General features: G+C 63.0%; 21 protein-coding genes. 10 read left to right on the top strand and 11 right to left on the bottom strand.

The features are described 5' to 3' along the window. Positions 1–240: 240 nt before the first annotated feature. Positions 241–1,587 carry a cation:dicarboxylate symporter family transporter gene (locus tag AC6I99_RS08585; RefSeq protein ID WP_224167043.1) on the bottom strand — a complete coding sequence of 449 codons (1,347 nt, stop codon included), beginning with the start codon at positions 1,585–1,587 and terminating at the stop codon, positions 241–243. 139 nt (positions 1,588–1,726) lie between these two features. On the opposite strand from AC6I99_RS08585, the gene AC6I99_RS08580 reads away from it, so the two are divergent. From AC6I99_RS08580 to AC6I99_RS08545, 8 genes are all read left to right on the top strand, one after another. Continuing rightward, the gene (locus tag AC6I99_RS08580) at positions 1,727–3,373 is read left to right on the top strand and encodes a sensor histidine kinase (RefSeq protein ID WP_497945405.1); all 1,647 of its coding nucleotides are present in this window, start codon (positions 1,727–1,729) and stop codon (positions 3,371–3,373) included. Continuing rightward, positions 3,370–4,083, top strand: a complete 714-nt coding sequence (locus tag AC6I99_RS08575) for a response regulator (RefSeq protein ID WP_224167041.1) — start codon at positions 3,370–3,372, stop codon at positions 4,081–4,083. Before AC6I99_RS08580 ends, AC6I99_RS08575 begins: the two co-directional genes overlap by 4 nt. 57 nt (positions 4,084–4,140) lie before the next feature. Continuing rightward, a complete protein-coding gene (locus AC6I99_RS08570) occupies positions 4,141–5,766 on the top strand; it encodes a LuxR C-terminal-related transcriptional regulator (protein ID WP_497960774.1) in 1,626 nt (541 codons plus the stop codon). 147 nt (positions 5,767–5,913) lie between these two features. After that, on the top strand, positions 5,914–7,014 hold the full coding sequence (locus AC6I99_RS08565; protein ID WP_497960773.1) for a class I SAM-dependent methyltransferase: 1,101 nt from the start codon (positions 5,914–5,916) through the stop codon (positions 7,012–7,014). A 71-nt stretch (positions 7,015–7,085) separates the two neighbouring features. After that, entirely contained in the window at positions 7,086–7,727 is a 642-nt protein-coding gene (locus tag AC6I99_RS08560; protein ID WP_224089489.1) for a GntR family transcriptional regulator, read from the top strand. Between the two features lie 22 nt (positions 7,728–7,749). Then, positions 7,750–9,270 (top strand): MmgE/PrpD family protein, encoded by a 1,521-nt coding sequence (locus tag AC6I99_RS08555; RefSeq protein ID WP_497960772.1) that lies wholly within the window; start codon positions 7,750–7,752, stop codon positions 9,268–9,270. Then, the gene (gene prpB / locus AC6I99_RS08550; RefSeq protein WP_497960769.1) at positions 9,271–10,176 is read left to right on the top strand and encodes a methylisocitrate lyase; all 906 of its coding nucleotides are present in this window, start codon (positions 9,271–9,273) and stop codon (positions 10,174–10,176) included. 74 nt (positions 10,177–10,250) lie between these two features. Then, positions 10,251–11,390: a bifunctional 2-methylcitrate synthase/citrate synthase gene (locus tag AC6I99_RS08545; RefSeq protein ID WP_224089483.1), complete on the top strand. Its 1,140-nt coding sequence runs from the start codon at positions 10,251–10,253 to the stop codon at positions 11,388–11,390. A 112-nt stretch (positions 11,391–11,502) separates the two neighbouring features. On the opposite strand, the gene AC6I99_RS08540 is transcribed toward AC6I99_RS08545, so the two are convergent. After that, a complete protein-coding gene (locus AC6I99_RS08540) occupies positions 11,503–11,997 on the bottom strand; it encodes an 8-oxo-dGTP diphosphatase (RefSeq protein ID WP_224089482.1) in 495 nt (164 codons plus the stop codon). A 74-nt stretch (positions 11,998–12,071) separates the two neighbouring features. On the opposite strand from AC6I99_RS08540, the gene AC6I99_RS08535 reads away from it, so the two are divergent. Further along, entirely contained in the window at positions 12,072–12,857 is a 786-nt protein-coding gene (locus AC6I99_RS08535; protein ID WP_497960768.1) for a hypothetical protein, read from the top strand. 8 nt (positions 12,858–12,865) lie between these two features. Here the strand turns inward: AC6I99_RS08535 and xerD are convergent, their stop codons facing one another. The 9 genes from xerD to AC6I99_RS08490 all read right to left on the bottom strand — a co-directional run bounded on the left by xerD (position 12,866) and on the right by AC6I99_RS08490 (position 22,221). Continuing rightward, positions 12,866–13,825 carry a site-specific tyrosine recombinase XerD gene (gene xerD / locus AC6I99_RS08530; protein WP_224167502.1) on the bottom strand — a complete coding sequence of 320 codons (960 nt, stop codon included), beginning with the start codon at positions 13,823–13,825 and terminating at the stop codon, positions 12,866–12,868. 2 nt (positions 13,826–13,827) lie between these two features. Then, positions 13,828–14,490 (bottom strand): NUDIX domain-containing protein, encoded by a 663-nt coding sequence (locus AC6I99_RS08525; protein WP_497960767.1) that lies wholly within the window; start codon positions 14,488–14,490, stop codon positions 13,828–13,830. Positions 14,491–14,543: 53 nt separating this feature from the next. Beyond that, positions 14,544–16,289, bottom strand: a complete 1,746-nt coding sequence (gene pyrG / locus AC6I99_RS08520) for a CTP synthase (RefSeq protein WP_224167035.1) — start codon at positions 16,287–16,289, stop codon at positions 14,544–14,546. Positions 16,290–16,435: 146 nt separating this feature from the next. After that, complete coding sequence (gene recN / locus AC6I99_RS08515) at positions 16,436–18,175, bottom strand: DNA repair protein RecN (protein ID WP_224167034.1); 1,740 nt, start codon at positions 18,173–18,175, stop codon at positions 16,436–16,438. Between the two features lie 3 nt (positions 18,176–18,178). Continuing rightward, positions 18,179–19,273, bottom strand: a complete 1,095-nt coding sequence (locus AC6I99_RS08510) for an NAD kinase (protein ID WP_497960766.1) — start codon at positions 19,271–19,273, stop codon at positions 18,179–18,181. A 13-nt stretch (positions 19,274–19,286) separates the two neighbouring features. Beyond that, positions 19,287–20,099, bottom strand: a complete 813-nt coding sequence (locus AC6I99_RS08505; protein ID WP_497960764.1) for a TlyA family RNA methyltransferase — start codon at positions 20,097–20,099, stop codon at positions 19,287–19,289. 3 nt (positions 20,100–20,102) lie between these two features. Beyond that, positions 20,103–20,366, bottom strand: a complete 264-nt coding sequence (locus tag AC6I99_RS08500; protein WP_224089468.1) for a hypothetical protein — start codon at positions 20,364–20,366, stop codon at positions 20,103–20,105. Positions 20,367–20,375: 9 nt separating this feature from the next. After that, a complete protein-coding gene (locus AC6I99_RS08495) occupies positions 20,376–21,362 on the bottom strand; it encodes an HAD-IIA family hydrolase (RefSeq protein WP_497960762.1) in 987 nt (328 codons plus the stop codon). Beyond that, positions 21,355–22,221 carry a hypothetical protein gene (locus tag AC6I99_RS08490; RefSeq protein ID WP_497960760.1) on the bottom strand — a complete coding sequence of 289 codons (867 nt, stop codon included), beginning with the start codon at positions 22,219–22,221 and terminating at the stop codon, positions 21,355–21,357. The genes AC6I99_RS08495 and AC6I99_RS08490 overlap by 8 nt, the downstream gene beginning before the upstream one ends. Here AC6I99_RS08490 and AC6I99_RS08485 point away from each other — a divergent pair. Then, positions 22,174–23,373, top strand: coding sequence for a hypothetical protein (locus tag AC6I99_RS08485; protein ID WP_497945413.1), 1,200 nt, complete (start codon positions 22,174–22,176; stop codon positions 23,371–23,373). The two genes, AC6I99_RS08490 and AC6I99_RS08485, sit on opposite strands and share 48 nt — an antisense overlap. Positions 23,374–23,393 lie beyond the last annotated feature (20 nt).

Here is a 23,393-nt window from a genome sequence, read left to right as displayed (position 1 = left end):
ACGATCTTCCCTGCCGCTGTTCCCCTGGGTACAGCGCTGCTACCCACCTAGGCTACAGCCCCCGACACGGCATTTCGGGGAACTTGACTTTCGCCGATCTTTGAGCCTTTACCCTCTAGTTGAGGTCGAAGGTTAGGAAGTTGGGCCATGATTCTTTGGCATCCGCGCGAACGGCAGAGGACCGACACCCCTGTACGGGTGCCGGTCCTCGTTGCTTCGTATCCCGCGAAGCTGATCCTGCTAGATGGTTGCCTTGTCGCGGGCTTCAGTTTCCGGAGCCGTCTCAGCCTCTGCGCCGTGGGCGATCATTGTCGTCTCGTCGAACGGTTCGCTGCCGGAGAGAACGCGCTCCACCTGGCCGTTGTCGATTTCCTTGACCCAGGTGCCGATCAAAACGGTGGCAACGGCGTTTCCGGTGAAGTTCGTCAGTGCACGGGCTTCTGACATGAAGCGGTCGATGCCAACGATCATGCCCACGCCGCCCAGGAGCTCGGGCTTGTGTGCCTGCAGGCCGGCGGCAAGGGTGGCAAGGCCGGCTCCGGTGACGCCGGCGGCGCCCTTGGAAGCGATGATCATGAACACCAGCAGCGAGATCTGGGCACCCAGGTCCAGCGGCGTCCCCATGGCGTTGGCCACGAACAAGGAGGCCATGGTGAGGTAGATGGCCGTGCCGTCAAGGTTGAAGGAGTAGCCGGTGGGTACCGTCACGCCGACAACCGGCTTGGAGACACCCAGGTGTTCCATCTTGGCGATGAGGCGGGGCAGGGCTGCCTCGGAGGAGGACGTGGAGAAGATGAGGAGGTATTCCCGGGCCAGGTACTTCATCAGCTTGAAGATGTTGACGCCTGCCACAGCACGAAGCAGGGAGCCAAGGATGACCACGATGAACACAGCGCAGGTGATGTAGAAGGCCAGCATCAGTGTGAACATGCTGAGGATTGCCTGGGCGCCAGTGGCACCCACGACGGCGGCGATCGCACCGAAAGCGCCCACAGGAGCCAGCCACATGATCATGATGAGGATCCGGAAGACAAGGCGCTGTCCGTGGCCGATTGCGGTGAGGATCGGGGTGCCCTGCTTACCCATCTTCTGGAGTGCGAAGCCCACCAGGATGGCTGCAAGAAGGGTGGGCAGGACGGGAATGTCGCCGGGGATGATGCCCAGCAGGAAGTCCACCGTGCTGTCCGTGGCCGCCTTCTTGTTGGGATCGTACGGAGTCAGCTTCAGGCCCTCACCCGGGTGGATGAGGTTGCCGACGACGAGGCCGATAGCCAATGCGAAGGTCGACATGGCCACGAAGTAGCCAAGTGCGAGTCCGCCGACCTTTCCGACGGTGGCAGCTTTGGCGATGGAGCCGATGCCAAGGACGATGGTGCAGAAGATGACCGGAGCGATCATCATCTTGATGAGCTTGATGAAGCCGTCCCCGAGCGGCTTCAGGGATTTTCCAACCTCAGGGAACAGCAGGCCGACCACGGCACCAAGCACTACGGCCAGGATGACCGCGATGTACAGGTAATGCGACTTGTCGAGCCCCCTGCGTCCACCGGTGGCGGCTACTGCCGACTCTCCTCGTTGAGAGGTCATGGGATTCTCCTTCTGGATACTGTGTAAGGCGCTGCGGTCCTGCACTTGTGTCCAATCCGCTGCCCTTGTGTGATATCCATCATTCAGCTGCGGGTGACACACATCACCCTTGCGGTCATATTGGTCATGGGAGGCCTATTTGTTTCATCGCTGGAGCATCGCCCGCCGCTTGTTTGTGGCAAACCTGCTGTTCGTGCTGGTGCTGACAGCTGTCTTCGGCGCGTTCTCGGTGCTGGAGGCCCGGGACAGGGCATACGAGGATGCGGGCAGCCGGATGCTTGCGATCGCAACGTCCATTGCCAACAACCCCTTGGTGTTGCAGGCGGCGGCAACCTCTGATCCGGCGGCCATACTGCAGCCCTATGCGCTGGAGGTCATGAAGGACGCGGACGCGGATTTCATCACCATCATGGCTCCCGACAGGACCCGATGGACCCATCCCCGCCCCGAAGAGCTGGGCAAGCCCTATATCGGCACGATCGAACCTGCCCTGCGGGGTGAGACTTTCACCGAAGTCACTGCTGGTACGTTGGGGCCCTCGGTCCGGACCATCGCGCCGGTGAAGGACTCCGGTGGAACCGTCAAAGCTTTGGTGGCGGCAGGCATCACCGTAAGGACCGTGGATACCGATGTGGCCGAAAGGCTGGGAGTGATTGGCGGCATCGCGCTGGTGGTGTTGTTCTTTGGCTCCATAGCTTCGTGGCTGCTCGGACGTTACCTGCGGTCCGTGACGCGCGGATGGGGTCCGGAACAGCTCGCGCAGCTCTTCGCCTACTACGAATCAGTCCTTCACTCCGTTCGTGAAGGCGTGATCCTGATCGATACCCGGGGAAAAGCAGTGATGTACAACGATCAAGCCGCGGAGTTGCTGGGACTGGAACCTTCCGAGGCCGATCGCTCCCCCGATGACGCTCCCAAGCTGTCCGACCTCCCCTTTGACGGGAGCCTGCGAGCGCTTTTCGAATCCGGCAGGCCAGCCCACGACGAAATCCATTTGACTGGTTCACGGATCCTGGTGGTAAACCAAGCTCCGGCCGTGGGCCCGGTTCCTGCCCGCAGCCGGCAAAAGCCGTCGGTCTACGGCACCGTGGCCACTATTCGCGACCGCACTGAGATTGAGTCCTTGGGAACCGAGCTGGAAACCATGAAGACTCTCTCGGATGCATTGCGGGCCCAGACCCATGAACATGCCAATCGCCTGCATATGATCGTTTCCCTTCTTGAGTTGGGCCGCACGCCCCAGGCGCTCGAGTTCGCCACCAAGGACCTGGAGCTCAGCCAGCAGCTCACGGACGACATGCTTGCTTCGGTGGATGAACCGGTGATGAGTGCTTTGGTGATGGGCAAGGCCGCCGAGGCCCATGAGCGCGGGGTCGAACTGGTGGTTCGGACATCAGGGAGTTCGGGTGTCCGGGGTCTGGAAATCCAGGACCTCGTGACGATCCTGGGAAACCTCCTGGACAATGCCATTGATGCGGCGGCGTCCGGTGGGATGCCCCGAAAGGTGGAACTGGACGTCGAAGCCAGTGCGGCCGGTGTTGGATTTACCGTTAGGGATTCCGGGGCCGGTATCGATCCCGGTTCGATCGATGACGTGTTGCAGTACGGGTACAGCACCAAGTCCACGCAGGAGGGTCCGCGGGGAGCCCATGGCCGGGGTGTCGGCCTTGCCCTGGTCCGGCAGGCGGTCCAGCGGCTGAACGGTACTATGACGATCAGCAATCCAGGCGGCGCCCAGTTCCATGTTGTGCTGCCCGCGCCCATCCCCGAGGAAGAGAAGGCATGACAGACATCCGCGTCCTGGTGGTCGAGGACGAGCCCATCGCCTCGGACGCCCACTCCATTTACGTGGGCAGGCTCCAAGGGTTCACGCTGGTGGGAACGGCTCCGGATGGTCAGTCAGCACTGCGCATCCTTGGCGAGTTCGCTGGGTCCGGCTCGCCCGTGGACCTGGTCCTCCTTGATATGAACCTGCCGGACCTCCATGGGCTGGATGTTGCCCGGCGCATGCGCTCCGCGGGAGTCTTCGCCGACATTATTGCCATCACAGCCGTGCGTGAACTGAACATCGTGCGCAGCGCCGTTTCCATCGGCGTCGTGCAGTATCTGATCAAGCCCTTCACCTACGCAACCTTTGCCGACAAGCTGAACAGCTACCGCACTTTCCGTGATCAACTGGCGGGCTCGGAGTCCGGCATCTCCAAGGCCGGAGCTTCCCAGAGCGATGTTGACCAGGCCTTCGCGAGTCTTCGGGCACCAACGGAGCTACCGCTGCCGAAGGGTTTGTCCGGTTCCACCCTGGAGTCGGTCAAGGATTTCGTCCGCGCCCGGAAACAAGCCGTGTCCGCCAGTGAAGTCATGGATGCGTTGGGAATGTCGCGGGTAACGGCCCGCCGGTACCTGGAGTACCTGGCCGACGCCGGGACGGTCACCAGGGCGCCGCGATACGGAACACCGGGCCGTCCGGAGAACGAGTACGGCTGGAACCGGGGCTAGCCTTCTGCCGAAGGAACAGCTCCCGCAGTATGCTGGAGCCGAACCCGTGGAGAGCCCATGTCCCAGCAGCTGCAGCAACTTTCCGAGGCCCGCGAAGCCTTTGCCCGTGGGGAATGGGACGTGGCGCGCCGAAGCCTGGAACGTGCAGCCGTGGACGCTCCCCTCAGCTCCGCGGACCTTGAGATCCTGTCCCGTTCCGTCTGGTGGCTGGGAGACGTTCAACGCTCCATGTCCCTCGCAGAGGAGATCTTCCATCGCCTGGATGACGACCACCAGAGGCAGGCCGCGGCCCGGACGGCACTGACGCTGTCCATGCAGTGGGGCATCCGCGGCAACCTCGCCGTTTCTTCGGCGTGGCTCAATAGGGCGCGCCGGCTGCTGGAGAATATGCCCGAGGTGCCCGAACACGGCTACCTGCTCTACCTTGAGGCCAATGACGCCATGAACCTTGAAGGCGACCCGGTTCCGGCCCTCGCCGCCTCAGTTTCGCTCAAGGAGATGACGCGGAGGCACGAATCACCCGAACTGGCCAGCTTTGCGTACATGTTGTCCGGCTTGGCGGCGGTTCGGACAGGACAGTCCGCACGAGGATTCCAGGACCTGGATGAGGCCATGCTGCCCGTAATGGCGGGGCAGGTTCCGGCAGAGTGGGGCGGAGATATTTACTGCTCCATCATCCACCTCTGCTATGAGATGGCTGATTTCGCCCGGATGCGCGCTTGGACTGACGCGCTGGCCACGTGGTGCGCCGGACTTTCCCGGTCCTTCATGTACAGCGGGATATCGCGCGTTCACGAACTTCAATTGCTCGGCACTGAGGGCAATTGGGGACAGGTTGAGGCTGAGATGCCCCACGAAGCCGAGCGCCTTAGGAATGCCCACGGCTGGATCGCCGCGGACGGCTACTGTGAGCTGGGTGAGATCCGTCGGCGCCGGGGCGATGTTGCCGGGGCTGGGTCCGCGTTTGAGTTGGCCCGCGGGCTTGGCGTGGATGCGCAACCAGGACGTGCCCTGCTACTTGCCGATGCGGGAAAGACAGAGTCCGCCATAGAGGCCCTTCAGGCTGCCTTGGCGGACCGCGGCACCCTGGGGAGGGCCAGCCTTCTCTTGCCCCTGGTGGAACTGCTGGCTCCCCGGGATCCCGGTGCGGCGGCCACCCATTGCATGGAACTTGAACAGACCGCCGCTTTTTACAGGACCCCCGGCTTCCTGGCCTGGGCACACCATGCGCGTGGCGCCGTGCTGATGGCGGAGCGGCGTTGGCATGAGGCGATCAATGAGCTTGAATCCGCAGCACAGGCCTACCGCTCCCAACACATGCGCTACGAACTGGCACGGATCCACGAACGCCTGGCAACTGTCCGGGCTGCCCTGGGTGAAAGCGGACGTGCTGAGGCCGAGCACGCCACTGCGGCCGCCATCCGTAACCAGCTCGGCGCCAAGAACATTTCCTGGACGCGTCCCGCCCAGGAGCCTGGCGGCTTAACCTCCCGGGAAGTGGAAGTACTGGGATGCGTCCTGGCTGGTTCCAGTAACCGGCAAATTGCCAGGTCGTTGACTATCTCAGAGAAAACAGCCGGACGTCATTTGGCGAACATCTTTACCAAGATCGGGGTCACTTCCCGGACGGCCGCCGCTGCTTGGGCCCACCAGCACGGCATCCCGGAGCGGCCCGGATCGTAGTTGCCGATCCAGGGGCCCTGCATGGTTCGCCCCACGACTACAGAAAAAATGCAGAAAATGCCCGAAGAGGCTCGTTGGGGTCTGAATTTACCGTGGGATATGGGCAACAGGCCGGAGCCACCGGTCCCCGAAGACCAAGGAAAAGCCATGGAAAGCACCCAGTCCGGAAAGTATGAAACGGCGACGATGCCCGGAAAATCACTTGAAGAAGCGGTGCAGGAAGCGACCGGCAGGCTGATTGACATCCTGAACAGCTCATCCATCGGACTACTCATTGCCGTGGGCCATCAAACCGGCTTGTTTGAGACGCTTGCCTCGCTGCCTCCTGCGACGAGCCAACTTGTGGCGGATGCCGCTGGAGCACAAGAGCGTTACGTCCGCGAATGGTTGGGAGGGATGACGACCGCAGGAATCGTGGACTTCGAACCCGGCGATTCAACCTACTGCCTTCGTCCTGAATTTGTTCCTGTTCTGTGCGGGACCGGAACGGAAAACCTGGCGCGCACCCTGCAGTATCTCCCGCTGATGGGCGAGGTGTCCCCCAAGATTGTCAGGGCGTTCCGGGAGGGCGGTGGAACAAATTACAGTGATTACCCGCAGTTCCACCACATCATGGCTTCCGAAAGTGCCGCAGTGAATGACGCCTCGCTTTTGGACTCGATTCTCCCCTTGACCGGCTGCGAAAAAGCCTTGCAGGCAGGAATCGCCGTGGCCGATATCGGCTGCGGCGAAGGCCATGCTGTAAACCTGCTGGCCAGCACTTATCCCCACAGCACTTTCACGGGATATGACTTCGCTGACGCGGCGCTAACTGTGGCGCGGGCCGAAGCGGCAGCGTTGAAACTTTCCAACGTCCGGTTCGTGTCCAGGGACGTAACGAGGCTTGAGGAAGAAGGCCGCTACCATCTTGTGACTGCCTTCGACGCCATCCACGACCAAGCGCATCCTGCCCAGGTCCTGAAGAATATCCACAAGGCGCTCAAACCCGGTGGAACGTTCCTTATGGTGGATATCAACGCCTCCAGCAACCTGGAAAAGAACGCTGACCTTCCGTGGGCCTCCTTCCTCTACACCATCTCCACGTTTCATTGCATGGCCGTCTCCCTGGGACGGGGCGGGGAGGGTTTGGGAACCGTCTGGGGCAAGGAATTGGCAGCGGCCATGATCCGCGAAGCCGGCTTCACCAGCGTGGAAGTCAAAGAGCTCGAGGAAGATCCGTTCAACGCGTACTACGTGGCCACATGCTAGGCATGTATACATAGGCGCGCAATTTTGAGCTGTTTCCTGTACAACACAGGCTTTATGTATACACTGGAGTCATGCGCGCCAGTGATCGGGCCTACGCGGCTCTTCGTGAAGACATCATTGAATGGCGCCTGCGGCCGGGCACGGTTCTCGCGGAAGTAGAACAGTCCGAGCGGCTGGGTGTCTCCCGCACGCCTGTCCGGGAGGCGTTGGGCCGGCTTACCGCTGAGGGATTGACGACGGCGGCAGGCGGGCGCGGCGTCGTCGTCACCGATATTTCGCTGGACAGCATCGACGAACTGTTCGAGCTTCGCGAAACGCTGGAGGTCCGGGCCGCGGCCCTGGCCGCTGAGCGCGGAGAGCCGGGCGTTTTTGCCGAACTGCAGGCGCAGCTGCTCCGGGCGCCGGAGCTGCTCAGCGAGGAGGATCCTGCACGTCACGAGTATTACGCGTTGGTTGGCCGGCTGGACGAGGCGATCGATGCCGCAATCTCCAATTCCTACCTGGCCCAGGCCATGCGCAGCCTCCGGGTCCATTTGGTCCGGGTTCGCCGGCTGGCGGCCGATGACGCCGCCCGGCTCCAGGCCGCTGCGGCCGAGCATGCCGCCATTGCTGAAGCGATCGCCGCCGGGAATCCACGGCTGGCCGAAGCCGCCACCACACTTCATTTGCACCGAAGCCTTACCCACGTCAAGGCCGCTCATGTGGCCCGCTAAGACCCTCATTAGAAGGAGCACCATGGTCAAGAACAACCACGTCCGTGTCTACAAGTCCGAAGAGAACCTGCCCCGCGAGGAGCAGTTGGCGCACAAGATCGCCGTGGTCGCCGCCGACCCCGTCGACGTAACCCCCGAGGTCACGGATATGGTGATCAACCGGATCATCGACAACGCCTCCGTAGCGATCGCCTCGTTGAACCGTGCCCCGATCGTCGCGGCCCGCGCCCAGGCACTGACCCATGGGCCGTCCGCGAACGGCAAGGGCGGGCATGTTTTCGGCATCACCGAGCGGGTTTCCCCGGAGTGGGCTGCCTGGGCCAACGGGGTAGCCGTGCGTGAACTGGACTACCACGACACGTTCCTGGCCGCGGACTACTCCCACCCGGGAGATAACATCCCGCCGATCCTCGCCGTCGCGCAGCACGTGGGCGCCAGCGGTGCTGACCTGGTGCGCGGTATTGCCACCGGCTACGAGATCCAGGTGAACCTGGTCAAGGCGATCTGCCTGCACAAGCACAAGATCGACCACGTGGCCCACCTCGGCCCGTCCGCTGCAGCGGGCATCGGCACGCTCCTGGGATTGGATGTTGAGACGATCTTCCAGTCCGTGGGCCAGGCACTTCACACCACCACCGCCACCCGCCAGTCCCGCAAGGGCGAGATCTCCACCTGGAAGGCCCACGCGCCGGCGTTCGCGGGCAAGATGGCCGTCGAAGCCGTGGACCGTTCCATGCGCGGACAGACCTCCCCGGTGCCGATCTACGAAGGCGAAGACGGTGTGATCGCGTGGATGCTGGACGGCCCGGACGCCTCATACGAAGTCCCGCTGCCGCTGCCCGGTGAAGCCAAGCGCGCCATCCTGGACACCTACACCAAGGAACACTCGGCCGAGTACCAGGCCCAGGCGTGGATCGACCTCGCCCGCAAACTCAACCGCGAGCACCCCGAAACCACGGACCCGGCCAACGTGAAATCCGTGTTGATCAAGACCAGCCACCACACGCACTACGTGATCGGTTCCGGCGCGAACGATCCCCAGAAGTACTCTCCCACCGCATCGCGGGAGACCCTGGACCACTCCATCCCGTACATCTTCACCGTCGCCCTGCAGGACGGCGCCTGGCACCACGTGGACTCCTACGCCCCCGAACGCGCCGCCCGCCCGGACACCGTGGAACTCTGGCACAAGGTCACCACCGTGGAAGATCCCGAGTGGACCCGCCGCTATCACTCCCTGGACATCGCCGAGAAGGCTTTCGGCGGTTCCGTGGAAATCACCCTGAACGACGGCACCGTCATCACGGATGAGATCGCCGTGGCCGACGCCCACCCGCTCGGTGCCCGCCCGTTCGCCCGCGAGCAATACATCAACAAATTCCGCACCCTCGCTGCCGGGCTCGTGGAGGAGACCGAAATCGAAAGGTTCCTCACCGCCGTCGAACGCGTCACCGAACTCGGCCCCGGCGAACTGGACCAGCTCAACATCACCGCGGCCCCCGGCGTGATCAACCTCGAAGCAGCTCCGAAGGGACTGTTCTAAATGCTGTACTCCACAACCACGCCCGAACAGAAAAGGCTGCGACTGCGGGAGCTCCTCGCTTCAGGGACCGTGCAGCAGTTCCCCGGCGCGTTCAACCCGCTCTCGGCGCGGCTGATCGAGGAAAAGGGCTTCGCCGGGGTTTACATCTCCGGCGCGGTCCTCGCGAATGACCTCGGCCTGCCCGACATCGGCCTGACCACGCTCACCGAGGTGGCCACCCGCGCCGGGCAAATCGCCCGCATGACGGACCTGCCCTCCCTCGTGGACGCGGACACCGGCTTCGGTGAACCCATGAACGTGGCCCGCACCATCCAGGAACTCGAAAACGCCGGCCTGGCCGGCTGCCACATCGAAGACCAATTCAACCCCAAACGCTGCGGTCACCTGGACGGCAAAAACGTCGTGGACATCGACACCGCCACCAAACGCATCCGCGCCGCAGCAGACGCCCGCCGCGACCCGAACTTCCTCATCATGGCCCGCACCGACATCCGCGCCGTCGAAGGAATCCAAGCTGCACAAGACCGTGCCCGCGCTTTGGTCGACGCCGGCGCCGACGCGATCTTCCCCGAAGCCATGGCTGATCTGACCGAGTTCCAGGCCATCCGCGACGCGGTGGACGTGCCCATCCTGGCCAACATGACGGAATTCGGAAAGTCCGACCTCTTCACCGTGGACCAACTCCAAGACGTCGGGGTAAACATGGTCATCTACCCCGTCACGCTCCTCCGCATTGCCATGGGCGCTGCAGAGCGTACGCTGGAATCGATCAAGGCTGCGGGGACCCAAGAGGCACAGGTGGAAAACATGCTCACGCGTGCGCGCCTCTACGAACTCGTGGATTACGAGGCATATAACCAGTTCGATACCGGCGTTTTTAACTTCCAGGTTCCTGGCATCCGCTAGGTCCGGGAATCATCAAGGGGAAAGCAAGCACTCCGGCCAACGGGGCTCTTGCATAATGAACGAAGGAGTTCAGCATGGCTGCTGAAGACATCAAAAAAGGCCTTGCCGGCGTCGTGGTGGACTACACCGCCGTCTCAAAGGTCAACCCGGACACCAACTCCCTGCTGTACCGGGGATACCCGGTGCAGGAACTGGCCGCCAAGTGCAGCTTTGAAGAGGTCGCCTACCTGCTATGGAACGGCGAACTGCCCGACGATGCCCAACTGGCCGAATTTGTTGCCCGCGAGCGGGCAGGGCGTGCGCTTGATCCAGTGGTCAAGTCAGTCATTGACACGTTGCCCACCACCTCACACCCCATGGACGTTTGCCGTACGGCAGCTTCCGTATTGGGAGCCCGGCACGAGCTGACGGAGGATTCATCCCCCGATGCCAACATGAAGAAAGCAATCGACCTCTGGGCCGCGATGCCCGCCGTCGTGGCCTACGACCAGCGCCGCCGGCGGGGTCAAGAGCCCGTGGAACCGCGGGAGGACCTGGACTACTCGTCCAACTTCCTGTGGATGGCGTTCGGCGAAGAGCAGGTTCCCGAAGTGGTGGAGGCGTTCAACGTCTCAATGATCCTCTACGCGGAGCACTCCTTCAACGCGTCCACCTTCACAGCCCGCGTGGTCACGTCCACGCTCTCTGACCTGCACTCAGCCGTGACGGCAGCGATCGGTGCACTGAAGGGCCCTCTCCACGGGGGCGCCAACGAGGCCGTGATGCACACCTTCGACGAAATCGGCATCCGCAGCGAAGAATCCATGGAAGAAGCCGCAGTCCGTGCGCGGGCTTGGATGGAAAACGCCCTTGCCCAGAAGAAGAAGGTCATGGGCTTTGGACACCGGGTCTACAAGCATGGCGACTCCCGCGTGCCCACCATGAAGGCCGCCTTGGATAAGATGATCGCCCACTACGGACGACCTGAACTCCTGGGGCTCTACAACGGCCTCGAACAGGCCATGGACGAGGCCAAGGCCATCAAGCCCAACCTCGACTATCCCGCGGGCCCCACCTACCACCTCATGGGCTTCGACACCCAGACGTTCACCCCGCTGTTCGTCGCCAGTCGGATCACCGGCTGGACAGCGCACATCATGGAACAATTTGCTTCTAACTCGCTGATCCGTCCGCTGAGCGAATACAACGGGCCGGAAGAGCGGCACGTGCCGTAGCCTCTTGGCTTCTGGCCGCGCCGGAAGCCCACGATGGCGGAGGAAGCATACGACGGCGGGTCGGTCACCAAAAGGCGACCGACCCGCCGTCGTATGCTGGAAAACCTGTCTTCTAGTCGGTTCCGGCCCAATCGATGGTGTGCACTTCAGCCACGCTCTCGTTATCGGCAGCCAAATCGACTCGAACTGCGATCCGCTGCCCCGAAATCATCGCGGGCAGCCAATGCTCGGCGTCGGCCCACATGCGTTCCACCGGTAGCTTGGACACCGGGAACCATTCGGGCGCAATCTCGTCGCTCTCCGACGGTTCGCCTGCCCAAGAACGCGTCAGATACACAGTGGTGTACATGTTCCATTCGGGTCTGGCAGGAAAGACGAAGTCGATGATGCCGGCGGGGATGAGGTCCGCGGCCTGGACCACCACGCTGATTTCCTCCATGACCTCGCGGCACACCGCCTGCAGCGCCGTCTCCCCTGGCTCCACATGCCCACCCACGCCCACCACTTTCCCACGCCCAAAACCGGTCTTCTTTGTACCGAGGAGGACGTGTTCCCCGTCCACGCCGTCACGGAGGAGGAAGCACAGTGTCACATGGGCTGCTGTCATGCTGCCTACCTTAACCCGATCTCCCGTACCCGGGGTCCCATTGCCACAGTCAGCCCAATTGCTACAGTGAGCCCATGAACGAAGGTGGGGGCGAAGCGCGTGCCGGGACACAGGCACAAGTGCAAGCCATCAACCATGAGGTGAAGTCCCAGGCCGGGGAAGATGCCGAAACGGCTCCTCTAGCCGACGCCCCATCAGCCACCAAAGCGGGGCAGGAACGCGACGTCTGGCTGCCCCGCTGGGTGGTGGCCCATCCGCTCTACGCCGGCTGGGCATGGACGGTGGTGTGGGCCGGGCTCATTGTTCTGGATGAGGTGGTGGACCTGGCTGGTTGGACGTGGTACCTGCTGGTCCTCATCGCTGCCCTGCCAACGCTGCTGTCCACGCTGGCCGTGCTGCATGCCACCCCTCGCAGCCACCTCAAGGCAGTGGACGCCACTGTCCTGGGCCATTTCTTCGTCCGCTTCCTCGCCCTGGTGGTCGCCTTCGTGGTGTGGGCTGCCTCCGTGGTGATGAGTGCTTCCATCTCGACCACGGTGCAGACCGTCATCGGCGACTCCGAAAAGGAGGTGACCGCACTCGGCTTCAACCTCATGCTGGCGTCGGTCCCGCTGGTGCTCTCTGTCCTGTGGATGGCGTTCATCGTGCGGTGCGCCTGGTTCCTTCGCCGGCTACGCGGTTGGCGGCAAATACCGTTGAAGACGCGGGTACCCAAAAAATTCCTCAAGGGACAGCCGCGGTTGAAGCGGGTGGTGGTGGGACTGGCCCACCCAGGCCTTCTGCTCGTGGCCGGTTTGGGGACGTCGCTGCTGGCATTGTTCGTCGATGCCGTGGAGTTGACGTTCAGTGTATTGGACTAGCTGCAGCATCAGCCGAGCGCGCGGGGATGGGCAGCAGCGTAAACCTCGCGCAAGGTGTCGGCGGTAACCAACGTGTAGACCTGGGTGGTGGTAACCGATGCGTGCCCCAACAGCTCCTGGACTACACGCACGTCAGCCCCGCCTTCCAGGAGATGCGTGGCAAAAGAGTGCCGCAAGGTGTGCGGCGAAACATCCTTGGTGATGTTTGCCTTCTCTGCAGCAGCCTTGAGGATTGTCCAAGCACTCTGCCTGCTGATTCGGCCGCCACGGGCGTTCAGGAACAACGCGGGAGTGCCCTTGCCCTTGGAAGCCAGCAACGGCCTTCCGCGGACCACATAGGCTCCGACCGCGCGTGCACCGTAAGAGCCCAAAGGCACCAGCCGCTCCTTGGAACCTTTGCCGAAGAGCCTGACTATTGCTGGTTCGCCGCCTGCGTGCTCCAGGGATACATCGTCAACGTCCAGCCCTACGGCCTCGCTGATGCGCGCGCCGGTGGAATAGAGAAATTCAAGCAAGGCCCGGTCCCTTAGCCCGGTCGCAGAGTCCGAACCCGCAGCTTCGAGAATCCGCGTTACTTCACCAACGCTGATGGCTTTCGGAAGTCGTTTGCCCGGCATCGGCGGGTGGACATCGCTGGCGGGATCCGACGTCGTGGTTCCTTCAAGGGCCCAAAATTTATGAAGTCCGCGCACGGCCACTATGGTCCTGGCTGCGGAGCGGACGCCCAGGGCCGCAGCGCCATCGGAGCCGTCTGACAAGGCCTGGGCAAAACCGGTGACGTGATGGCGCGTGACGTCTCCGGGGCGTTCCACCCCTTGGCCAGCCAGGAAGTTCGAATAACGGGCAAGGTCACGGCGATAGGCAGCCAAGGTATTGGCTGCCAGGCCGCGTTCCACGCCCACGTGCTGGAGGTAGTCGGTAACTCCTCGATCGATGCCGTTGGCAGGACGGGTGGCGGCCTCGGCCATTCTTAGCGCTGGCTCGGGTGCGCGGGCCACGGCGCGTCAGCGGGGCGCAGGCTGGAAAAGCCGTCGGCCTTCGCGGCGGCGGCAGCCAGGATTCCCAGGACCGCGGACGGATTGTGCAGGCGCCCTTCAAGGACAGCCTTCACGGTATCGTCGAGCGGAATCCAGTGGAACTCGATTTCCGACTCTTCGTCCGTGCGGACATGCAGGTCAGCCTCGGGAACAGCGCTCAACCCACGAGCCAGATATATCCGGACAGCCTCGCTGGAGGATCCCGGAGAGTTGAAGAAGTCCACCAGGACATTCCACGTGGCCGCAACAAGATCAGCTTCCTCAGCGAGCTCCCTGGCAGCGCCCGCCACGAAATCCTCGCCCTCAACGTCCAGCAATCCGGCCGGGATTTCCCAGAGATCCATACCAACAGGGTGCCTGTACTGCTTCAGGAGCAGGATTTCACCGTCAACGTTCATCGGCAGCACAGCCACCGCGCCGGGGTGGTCGATGTAGTCGCGAACCAGGGTGTCCGTATCCTCGCTGAGCTGGAAGGCGTCGCTGACCACATCCCAGATGCGGCCTTCATAGACCTTGCTCGTAGACAAAAGACGGCGCGGGCTCGGCGCATCCGAAACCTGCCTTGAGGTGCTGGGGGTTTCGGAAATGCCGGGCATCGCGCCGTCCTTCGTTAGTGCTTGCGTTTACGGTTTACTTGGCGGCCACCGCGCTACTTGGCAGCTACCGCACCGGCACCGGATTTGGTTCCCACAACGGCACCTTCACGACGCTCCAAGGCTGCCTTCACGAGGCCCGCGAAGAGCGGGTGCGGGCGCGTCGGGCGGGAGCTAAGCTCCGGGTGTGCCTGCGTAGCAACGTAATACGGGTGCACTTCGCGGGGAAGTTCAACGTACTCCACCAGCTTGCCGTCAGGCGAGGTACCCGAGAAGACGAGGCCCTCCGCCGCGATCTGGTCACGGTACTTGTTGTTCACCTCGTAGCGGTGGCGGTGGCGTTCGCTCACTGAAGTGGTGCCGTACGTCTCGGCGACAACGGAGCCCTCGTCCAGCTTGGCCTCATAGAGCCCCAGGCGCATCGTGCCGCCAAGGTCTCCCTTGCCTTCCACAATGTCCAGCTGCTCTTCCATGGTGGCGATGACCGGGTACTTGGAGTCCGGCTCGAACTCGCTGGACGAGGCGCCTTCCAGGCCAACCACGTTTCGCGCGTATTCGATCACCATGCACTGCAGGCCAAGGCACAGGCCCAAGACCGGCAGTTTGGATTCACGGGCAAACTTCAGTGCACCCAGCTTGCCTTCAAGGCCACGGATACCGAAGCCGCCCGGTACGCAAATGGCGTCGACGCCGGCAAGTGACTTGGTGGCACCGGCAAGGGTTTCGCACTCGTCCGAGGGGACCCAGCGGATCTTGACCTTGGCCTCGTTGGCGAACCCACCGGCGCGGAGGGCCTCGGTGACGGAGAGGTAAGCGTCCGGAAGGTCGATGTACTTACCCACCAAGGCGATCTCGACCTCGTGCTTGGGGTTGTGGACCGCTTCAAGCAGCTTGTCCCACTTGCTCCAGTCAACGTCCTTGAACGGCAGGTCCAGTGCGCGAACGATGTAGGAGTCCAGGCCCTGCGAGTGCAGCGTCTTGGGGATGTCATAGATGCTGGGTGCGTCCGCAGCGTTGACCACGGCGTCGATGTCGACGTCGCACATGCGGCCGATCTTCTCCCGCATGGCCTCGGGCACTTCGCGGTCCGAACGGATCACGATGGCTTCGGGCTGGATACCGATGGAACGAAGGGCTGCCACGGAGTGCTGCGTGGGCTTGGTCTTCAGTTCCTGGGAGGGACCGATGTACGGAACCAGGGAAACATGGAGGAAGAAGACATTGTTCCGGCCGATGTCCTGGCGCACCTGGCGGGCCGACTCAAGGAAGGGCTGCGATTCGATGTCGCCAACCGTGCCACCGATTTCGGTGATGATGACATCCGGAGCGTTCTTGCCTTCGGCGGGAAGGCGCATGCGGCGCTTGATCTCATCCGTGATGTGCGGGATGACCTGAACGGTGTCTCCGAGGTATTCACCACGGCGTTCCTTCGCGATGACAGTGGAGTAGATCTGGCCCGTTGTGACGTTGGCCGAACCTTCCAGGTTTTCATCGAGGAAGCGCTCGTAGTGTCCGATGTCGAGGTCGGTTTCGGCGCCATCATCAGTCACGAAAACTTCGCCGTGCTGGAAGGGATTCATCGTGCCCGGATCCACGTTCAAATAAGGATCGAGCTTCTGCATAGTTACAGACAAACCGCGTGCCCGCAGCAGGTGGCCGAGGCTGGAAGCCGTCAGACCCTTACCGAGCGAGGACGCCACACCACCGGTGACGAAGATGTGTTTGGTCGTCTTGGACGAGCCCGGGAACCGGGAATTTACACGGGAATTTGATCGCTGCACCACGGAATTCGAGCTTATCATCAATTACGCCTTCCAAGCGTCCGTCCGGATTCCCCAAATGGTCAATAGTTGCCCAAGACCATGCCTGCAATCAAGAGCCGGACGGGACCAAGTGCACGGATGTGATAGTGGTCGCAGTCCGGCACCGGCCGCGTCCCCGGAATATCCTAGGCCCGCTGGGGAAGCAACTTCGCGTCGTCCAGCAACTCCTGCGCGTGTGCCTGGGCAGATTCCGAGTCTTCCTGCCCGGCCAACATGCGGGCAAGCTCCTTCACGCGTTCGTCGTCATCCAGCAGTTGCACATCGCTGGAGGTGAATCCCGTGGACGTTTTTCCGTCGGCGCCCCGCACTGAGGTTTTGGTAACCCGGATGTGCTGGTCTGCGAAGGCCGCAACCTGCGGCAGGTGCGTCACAACGAGGACCTGGACGTGGCGGGCCAACATGGCCAGCCGGCGCCCGATCTCGACGGCCGCCCGTCCACCTACTCCGGCGTCCACCTCGTCAAAGACGAACGTAGGAACAGGATCCACCGCAGCGAGCACTACCTCGATCGCCAGCATCACCCTTGAGAGTTCACCGCCGGAGGCTCCCTTGCCCAGTGGGCGCGCAGGAGCGCCGGAGTGTGGCTGAAGGAGGAAGGCGATCTCATCCGTTCCCCAGGGGCCAAGCGATCCGCTGTCCTCTATTTGGATGATCAACGTGGCATCCGCCATGGCCAATGCCTTCAACTCCGCACTCACGCGGGCCGAGAGGTCCTTGGCCGCCTTGAGACGGGCCTTGCTGATCGCTGCGGCCTGCTTGCGCAGGGTAGCTTCGGTCGAAGCCACCTCGGCATCCAAGGATTCGATGCGGCTTGAATCGTCCTGCAGCTCGTCCAAACGCACACGGGCCGTGGCCGCCCACTCCAGCACTTCATCGATGCTTGGGGCGTACTTGCGGATCAGTTTGGCCAAAGCGGCGCGGCGTTCCTCGATTTCGGAGAGCCGCTCCGGGCCTTCGGTGTCCAATGCGGCCTGGTAGCTGGACAAGTCAGCGGCGATATCGTTCAGCAGGAAGCCAACTTCGGCCAGGCGTGCAGCAGCGGCCCCCAGCGCCTCATCATGCTCTGCAACATGCTCCAGCGTCCGCTTGGCCGCATCCACCATCGATGTGGCATCGCCGGCATCCCCGAATTCCTCCGCGATGAGCGACTCATGTGCCGCCGCCGCTGCGAGCCTGAGTTCTTCAACGTTGGCAAGCTTCACGGCCTCAGCCTTGAGGGTCTCATCCTCACCCGGCTGGGGATCCACGTCATCAATCTCTTTGAGCGCAGCGTCCAGCGACTCCGCCTCACGAAGCCGTTCCCGCGCCTCACTGCGAAGGGTCTCCAGCTCGGCCTGAATGGACTTCCAATGGTTGTACAGATCCTGGTATTCCCCCAGGACCTTGGCCAAGGGTGCACCCGCGAAGCGATCCAGGGCGTGTCGCTGTGCGGTAGCGCTCTTCAGCCTGATCTGGTCCGACTGGCCGTGCACCACCACCAAACTCTCGCCAAGTTCGGCCAGAACCCCCACCGGCGCCGCCCGTCCCCCAACGTAAGCCCGGCTGCGGCCATCGGCACCAACGGTCCGGGCAAGCAGGAGTTCAGCGACGCCGTCGAACTCCTCCGCCTCACCGCCGGCCTCCTTGGCCCGCTCCACCGCGCTGTGGGCTGGATCAAGCTTCAAGACTGCCTCTGCGGAGGCAGATTTGGCGCCGCTGCGGACGGCACCCGCGTCTGAACGGGCACCCAGGAGAAGCCCGACGGCGGTCACCACCATAGTCTTGCCGGCACCGGTTTCGCCGGTAACCACGCTGAGGCCGGGGCCTAGCGGCAGGGCGGCATCAGTAATGACACCGAGGTCACGGATTCGGAGTTCTTCAAGCATGCTTCACTTCGCATTCGTGGGGTCGGATGGCTCACCGTGCCCCGGGTACAGGGATGTTTCGGCGGCCAGGGAATCGTTCGGCTCCCGGGAATCGTTCGAGTCCCGGGACTCATTCGCGTCCCGGGGAGTGGGCAAAGGAGCCGGTGAAAGGGTTCGGATCACGGGGATGGGGCCAGTGTGGACTTCCCCCGACCGGGGAGCCGGACCGCGCCAGCCGTGGATGGGGAGCTGGAACTTGCGCACAAGCCGGGCCGAAAAAGGAGTCCTGTGCGTCCGTGCCAGTCGTACAGGCGTGGCTGAGCGGGTCACCTCGACACGCGCACCCGGAGGCAGATCAACAGAGCGCCTGCCATCGCACCAAAGGACGCCCAGGGCATCCGTCCTGTTCATGATTTCCACGGCGAGCTTGGAACGCGGCGAGACCACCAAGGGCTTCGCGAAAAGGGCATGGGCGCTGATCGGCACAATTACGAGCGCTTCCACTTCAGGCCACACCACCGGCCCACCAGACGAAAATGCATACGCCGTTGATCCCGTTGGCGTCGCGAGGACCACGCCATCACAGCCGAACGACGTCAGCGGGCGTTCATCCACCTCGGTGACGACCTCAAGCATCCGTTCCCGGTTGGCTTTCTCGATGGCGGCCTCGTTCAGGGCCCAGGTATGCCAGATCTTCTGGCCCTTGATCCACACCTGGACATCGATGGTCATGCGCTCTTCGACCGTGTACTGGCGGCTCGCGATCCACTCAACCGTCTGGGCCAGGTCAGCACGTTCGCTCTCGGCAAGGAAGCCCACGTGGCCCAGGTTCACGCCCAGCAAGGGAACGTCCACCTCCCGGACCAGTTCCGCCGCGCGCAGGATGGTTCCGTCGCCACCCAGAACCATCACCAATTCCACGTCTTCCAAACTCACGTCGTCGTGGAGGATCTCAATGGGGGTGTCAACGGCACCAAAGAAGCGCTCGACATCTGCCAACTCCGACTTCTGGAGGACCGGAACCAGGCCCGAGGAGTGCAGCTGCGTACAGGCATCCCACGCCGCCCGGAGCGATTCCTCCCGCCCTGTGTGGGCAAGGACAAGTACATGCCTGCTCATCGGGTTCTGCTTTCTAGTCGTTTGGCCAGAGGTTCTTTATCAACGCAGCAACGTCCTCGTCCCGCTCTTCGATCTTAGGCAACACAGCGGACATCCTGCGCTTCATCCACAGGAAGTACTCAACATTTCCGTCCTGGCCCGGGAGTGGACTTGCTGCCAGGCCATGAAGTTCCAGCCCGGCATCAACTGCAGCGCGGGCCACTTGGGCCACCGCCCGGCGTCGTTCATTCTCGGAAGACACCACACCCGTGCGGCTCAGCCGCTCCTTGCCGACTTCAAACTGCGGCTTGACCATCAGGACAAGGTCTCCGCCGGGTTCCGTGCAGGCAGCAAGGGGGCCCAGGACCAACGTCAGGGAAATGAAGGACAGGTCTGCAACTGTCAGGGCCGCGGTGCCGCCGATCTGGTCCGGCGTCATGTACCTGACGTTTAGCCCCTCATGGACCACCACGCGGGGATCATCGCGAAGGAGCGGCACCAGTTGGCCGTGCCCGACGTCGACCGCCACCACTTGCGCGGCGCCTTGCCGAAGCAGCACGTCGGTGAAGCCACCAGTGGAGGCTCCGGCGTCGAGACACCGCCTCCCGGAAACTGCGACCCCCGGAAACGCTGCCAACGCGCCAGCCAGCTTATGCCCGGCGCGGCTCACGTAGATGTCCTCAAGGTGGGATTGGACGTCCAGGTCTGTACCGGCGTCCACCTGCTGGGCCGCTTTGGCCAAAACGACCCCGTCTGAACTCACCTTGCCGTCGCTAATGAGCTTGGCAGCATGCGTCCGGGACCTCGCCAGCCCACGCGTCACGAGTTCCTGATCAAGTCTTGCCATCCGCTATTTGTCGCCTTCCGGGCGGGTAGGACTGGCATGCCGGTCAGCAGCCGGCGGGAGCCCAGGCTCAGCATCCAGCGCCTCCAAGAGAGAGTCATGAAGTGCTGAATACAGCCCGGCATGCTCGGCCACCGGAGCGCCATGAACGCCCTCCAACAAACTGAGGGCACGGTCCACCGGGGCATCGCCGGTGGAATCGAGAGCCTCCGGCCAGTGCACAGCGGTCCGTTCAGCCTCAGCTTCCGGGAGATTGTTGGGCTCAGTCATCGCACCAGTCTAATGAGTTCGCCATTCCAGCTTCGGCGCTTGGGCCACAGCCGTGTCCGGAACCGCAGCCCACCAGGCAGCGCACGCCGCCCGCCACGCGTCGAGGTCATCCTTGTGCCCTGTAAGCGTGACCTTGCCGTCCTCGGCAATCGCAGAAGCTGCACCGCAACGGTAGGTGCCACCGTCGCTGACGATTTCGGGGTATGGATTGTAAAGATCACCCAGATCCGCCAACAGGTAATCGGGGCGCTCTTCCGTCCGTGCAGCCAGAATCGTCAGCGTGGTATCGACGCCGGTGAGTACCGCCGCCGTCGCAAATCCCGCACGATTACCGCCCAGGATGTCCGTATCCAAACGGTCCCCCACTACCAAAGGACGGTCCGACTTCAAGCGCTTGGCCGCAGCGTGGAACAACGGTGCTTCAGGTTTACCGGCCACCATAGGCGTCTTGCCCGTTGCGGCCGCAACAGCGGCAACGAGAGTACCGTTGCCAGGAGCCATACCGCGCGCCTGCGGGATGGACATATCCGTGTTGGTCGCGAACCATTGGGCGCCACCGGCAACAACATAGGATGCCTCAGCGAGGTCCTTCCAGCCGATCTCCGGGTTGAAGCCCTGGACAACAGCAACTGGCGACTCCGCCGCACTATGCACGGGCTTGAGGCCCACGAGCTCGATCTCGTGAGCCAACGCCGCACTGCCAGTGATGAGCACGTGAGCCCCCGCAGGCAGCATGGAAGCAAGCAGCTCCCCCGCGGCCTGCGACGAGCTGACCACCTGGTGATCCTCCGCAGGCGCTCCCAATTCCCTCAAGTGCGCTGCAACCTGGGCGGGAGTACGCGAGGCGTTGTTCGTCACGTAACCCAGCCCGACGCCTACCGTCTCCAGGCGCTGCAGCGACTCTACAGCTCCGGGAATGGCGTGGGGACCCGCGTAAACGACACCATCAAGATCGGAAAGAACCGCGTCAAAGGACGAAATGAGTGAATCAGCCATGCTGGGAGTCAGTGCCCTGTTCGTGGGTAGCCTCTTCATCGATGGATTCCGTGTGGGACACGGTTTCGTCAGCCTCTGCTTCTTCTTCGGCTTCGTCAGTCTCTTCTGCTGAATCAATATCCGATTCGGCATCGTCCGACTCGAAATAATCCGACTCGGCATCATCGATGTCAACGTCGTCGTGTTCGGCATCCGCAGCAGCCGCCTGGGCGATCACCGATTCGCTTTCCGGCCTAACGGCGTCGGAATCCTCGCCGCGCTTCTCGAAGCGCGGCTTCCGCGCCGCTGCTGCTTCTTCCTGCTCGTCCCAGCCGAGGTCAAGAATTTCCGGTTCAGCGAAGTCGCCAACACCCAAGGCATTCTCGGCAACCACTGCCTGGCGGGCCCACTTTTCGGCTTCCTCGGTGCGACCCACAGCCGTCAGTGCTTCCGCATACGCGCGGAACAGACGGGGGCTGTAGGAAAATGCCCGATTAATGTCCAGCTGCGGGATCTCAAGTTCGGCAACAGCAGCGTCAAGCTGGTTAAGGTCCGCACGTGCGCCCGAAGCCACAATCGCCAGCTCTACCTTGCCCGGAGCATCCAGGTCCTGCGCTTCCGGAGAACGGACCATGTCCAGTGCACGGTCAGGACGGCCAAGGCCACGCTCACAGTCCGCCATGACAGGCAGGTGAACGTTGGACCCGCTGATGCGGCGGTACGTACGGAATTCGCGGAGCGCTTCGCCATAGTGACCCGCAGCGTAAGCCGTCAGGCCAACAGCCTCCCGGACAGCCGAGAGCCGGCCACCCCTGCGGCTGGCAGCCAAAGCGTGCTGGAAGGCCAACTCCGGCTCGATGTCGATCAGGCGACCGGCCATGACCAGGTGCTTGGCAACCCAGCCTGCGCTCTGCTCTTCGAGGGTCTTGATCTGATGGCCGGTGGCGCGGTCAAGTTCCTTACCCGTGACATCCTCATCGATCTCGGGAGAACGTTCGCGGTCAGGGCGGTTGGCGCTGCGAATGTCCTTCGCGTTGGGAACCCGGGCCGGACGGTCTTCCCAAGAGTTGGCGCGGTCATTGCTGAAGGGACGACGGTCGCCGCCACGGTCCGGACGGTCACCGAAGGGCTTACGCTCGCCACGGTCATTGTTGAACGGACGACGCTCCTCGCCATCACGACGAGGACCATCAAAGTTCCGCGGACCACGCTCAGGACGGCTACCGAAGGGCTTACGCTCGCCACGGTCGCTGTTGAATGGGCGACGCTCACCATCACGCGCCGGACGATCGCCACGGTCGCCACGGTCACCGCGGTCACCAAAGGGCTTACGGTCACGATCGCCACCGAAGGAACGACGCTCGCCATCACGGGGCGGGCGGTCACCGAAGGGCTTACGCTCGCCACGGTCGCTGTTGAATGGGCGACGCTCACCATCACGCGCCGGACGATCGCCACGGTCACCGCGGTCACCAAAGGGCTTACGGTCACGATCGCCACCGAAGGAACGACGCTCACCACCACGCTCGGGACGGTCACCGAACGGCTTACGCTCGCCACGGTCATTGTTGAATGGGCGACGCTCACCATCACGCGCCGGACGATCGCCACGGTCGCCACGGTCACCGCGGTCACCAAAGGGCTTACGGTCACGATCGCCACCGAAGGAACGACGCTCGCCATCACGGGGCGGGCGGTCACCGAAGGGCTTACGCTCGCCACGGTCGCTGTTGAATGGGCGACGCTCACCATCACGCGCCGGACGATCGCCACGGTCACCGCGGTCACCAAAGGGCCTGCGATCACGATCGCCACCGAAGGAACGACCCTGCTCATTGCCGTCGCGATTCTCCCTGGAACGGAATCCGCGAGGATCTCCACCGGAGTTATTGTTGGGGCGGAAAGAACCGCGGTCGCCGCGATTCCCGCCAAAGTTTCCGCGGTTGCCGTCGCGATTGCCGCCGTTGTGCTCAGCCATGGTGGATTCCTCCTGTTGCGAGCCGACCACTGGCGCGTGCGTAGTCGCTCATAACCCTTATTTCGTTGTCACGC

The organism is Arthrobacter sp. TmtSoilC77 (assembly GCF_059739415.1).
Note: the sequence above shows the minus strand (reverse complement) of the source record. Positions and strands in the feature narration are given on the sequence as shown.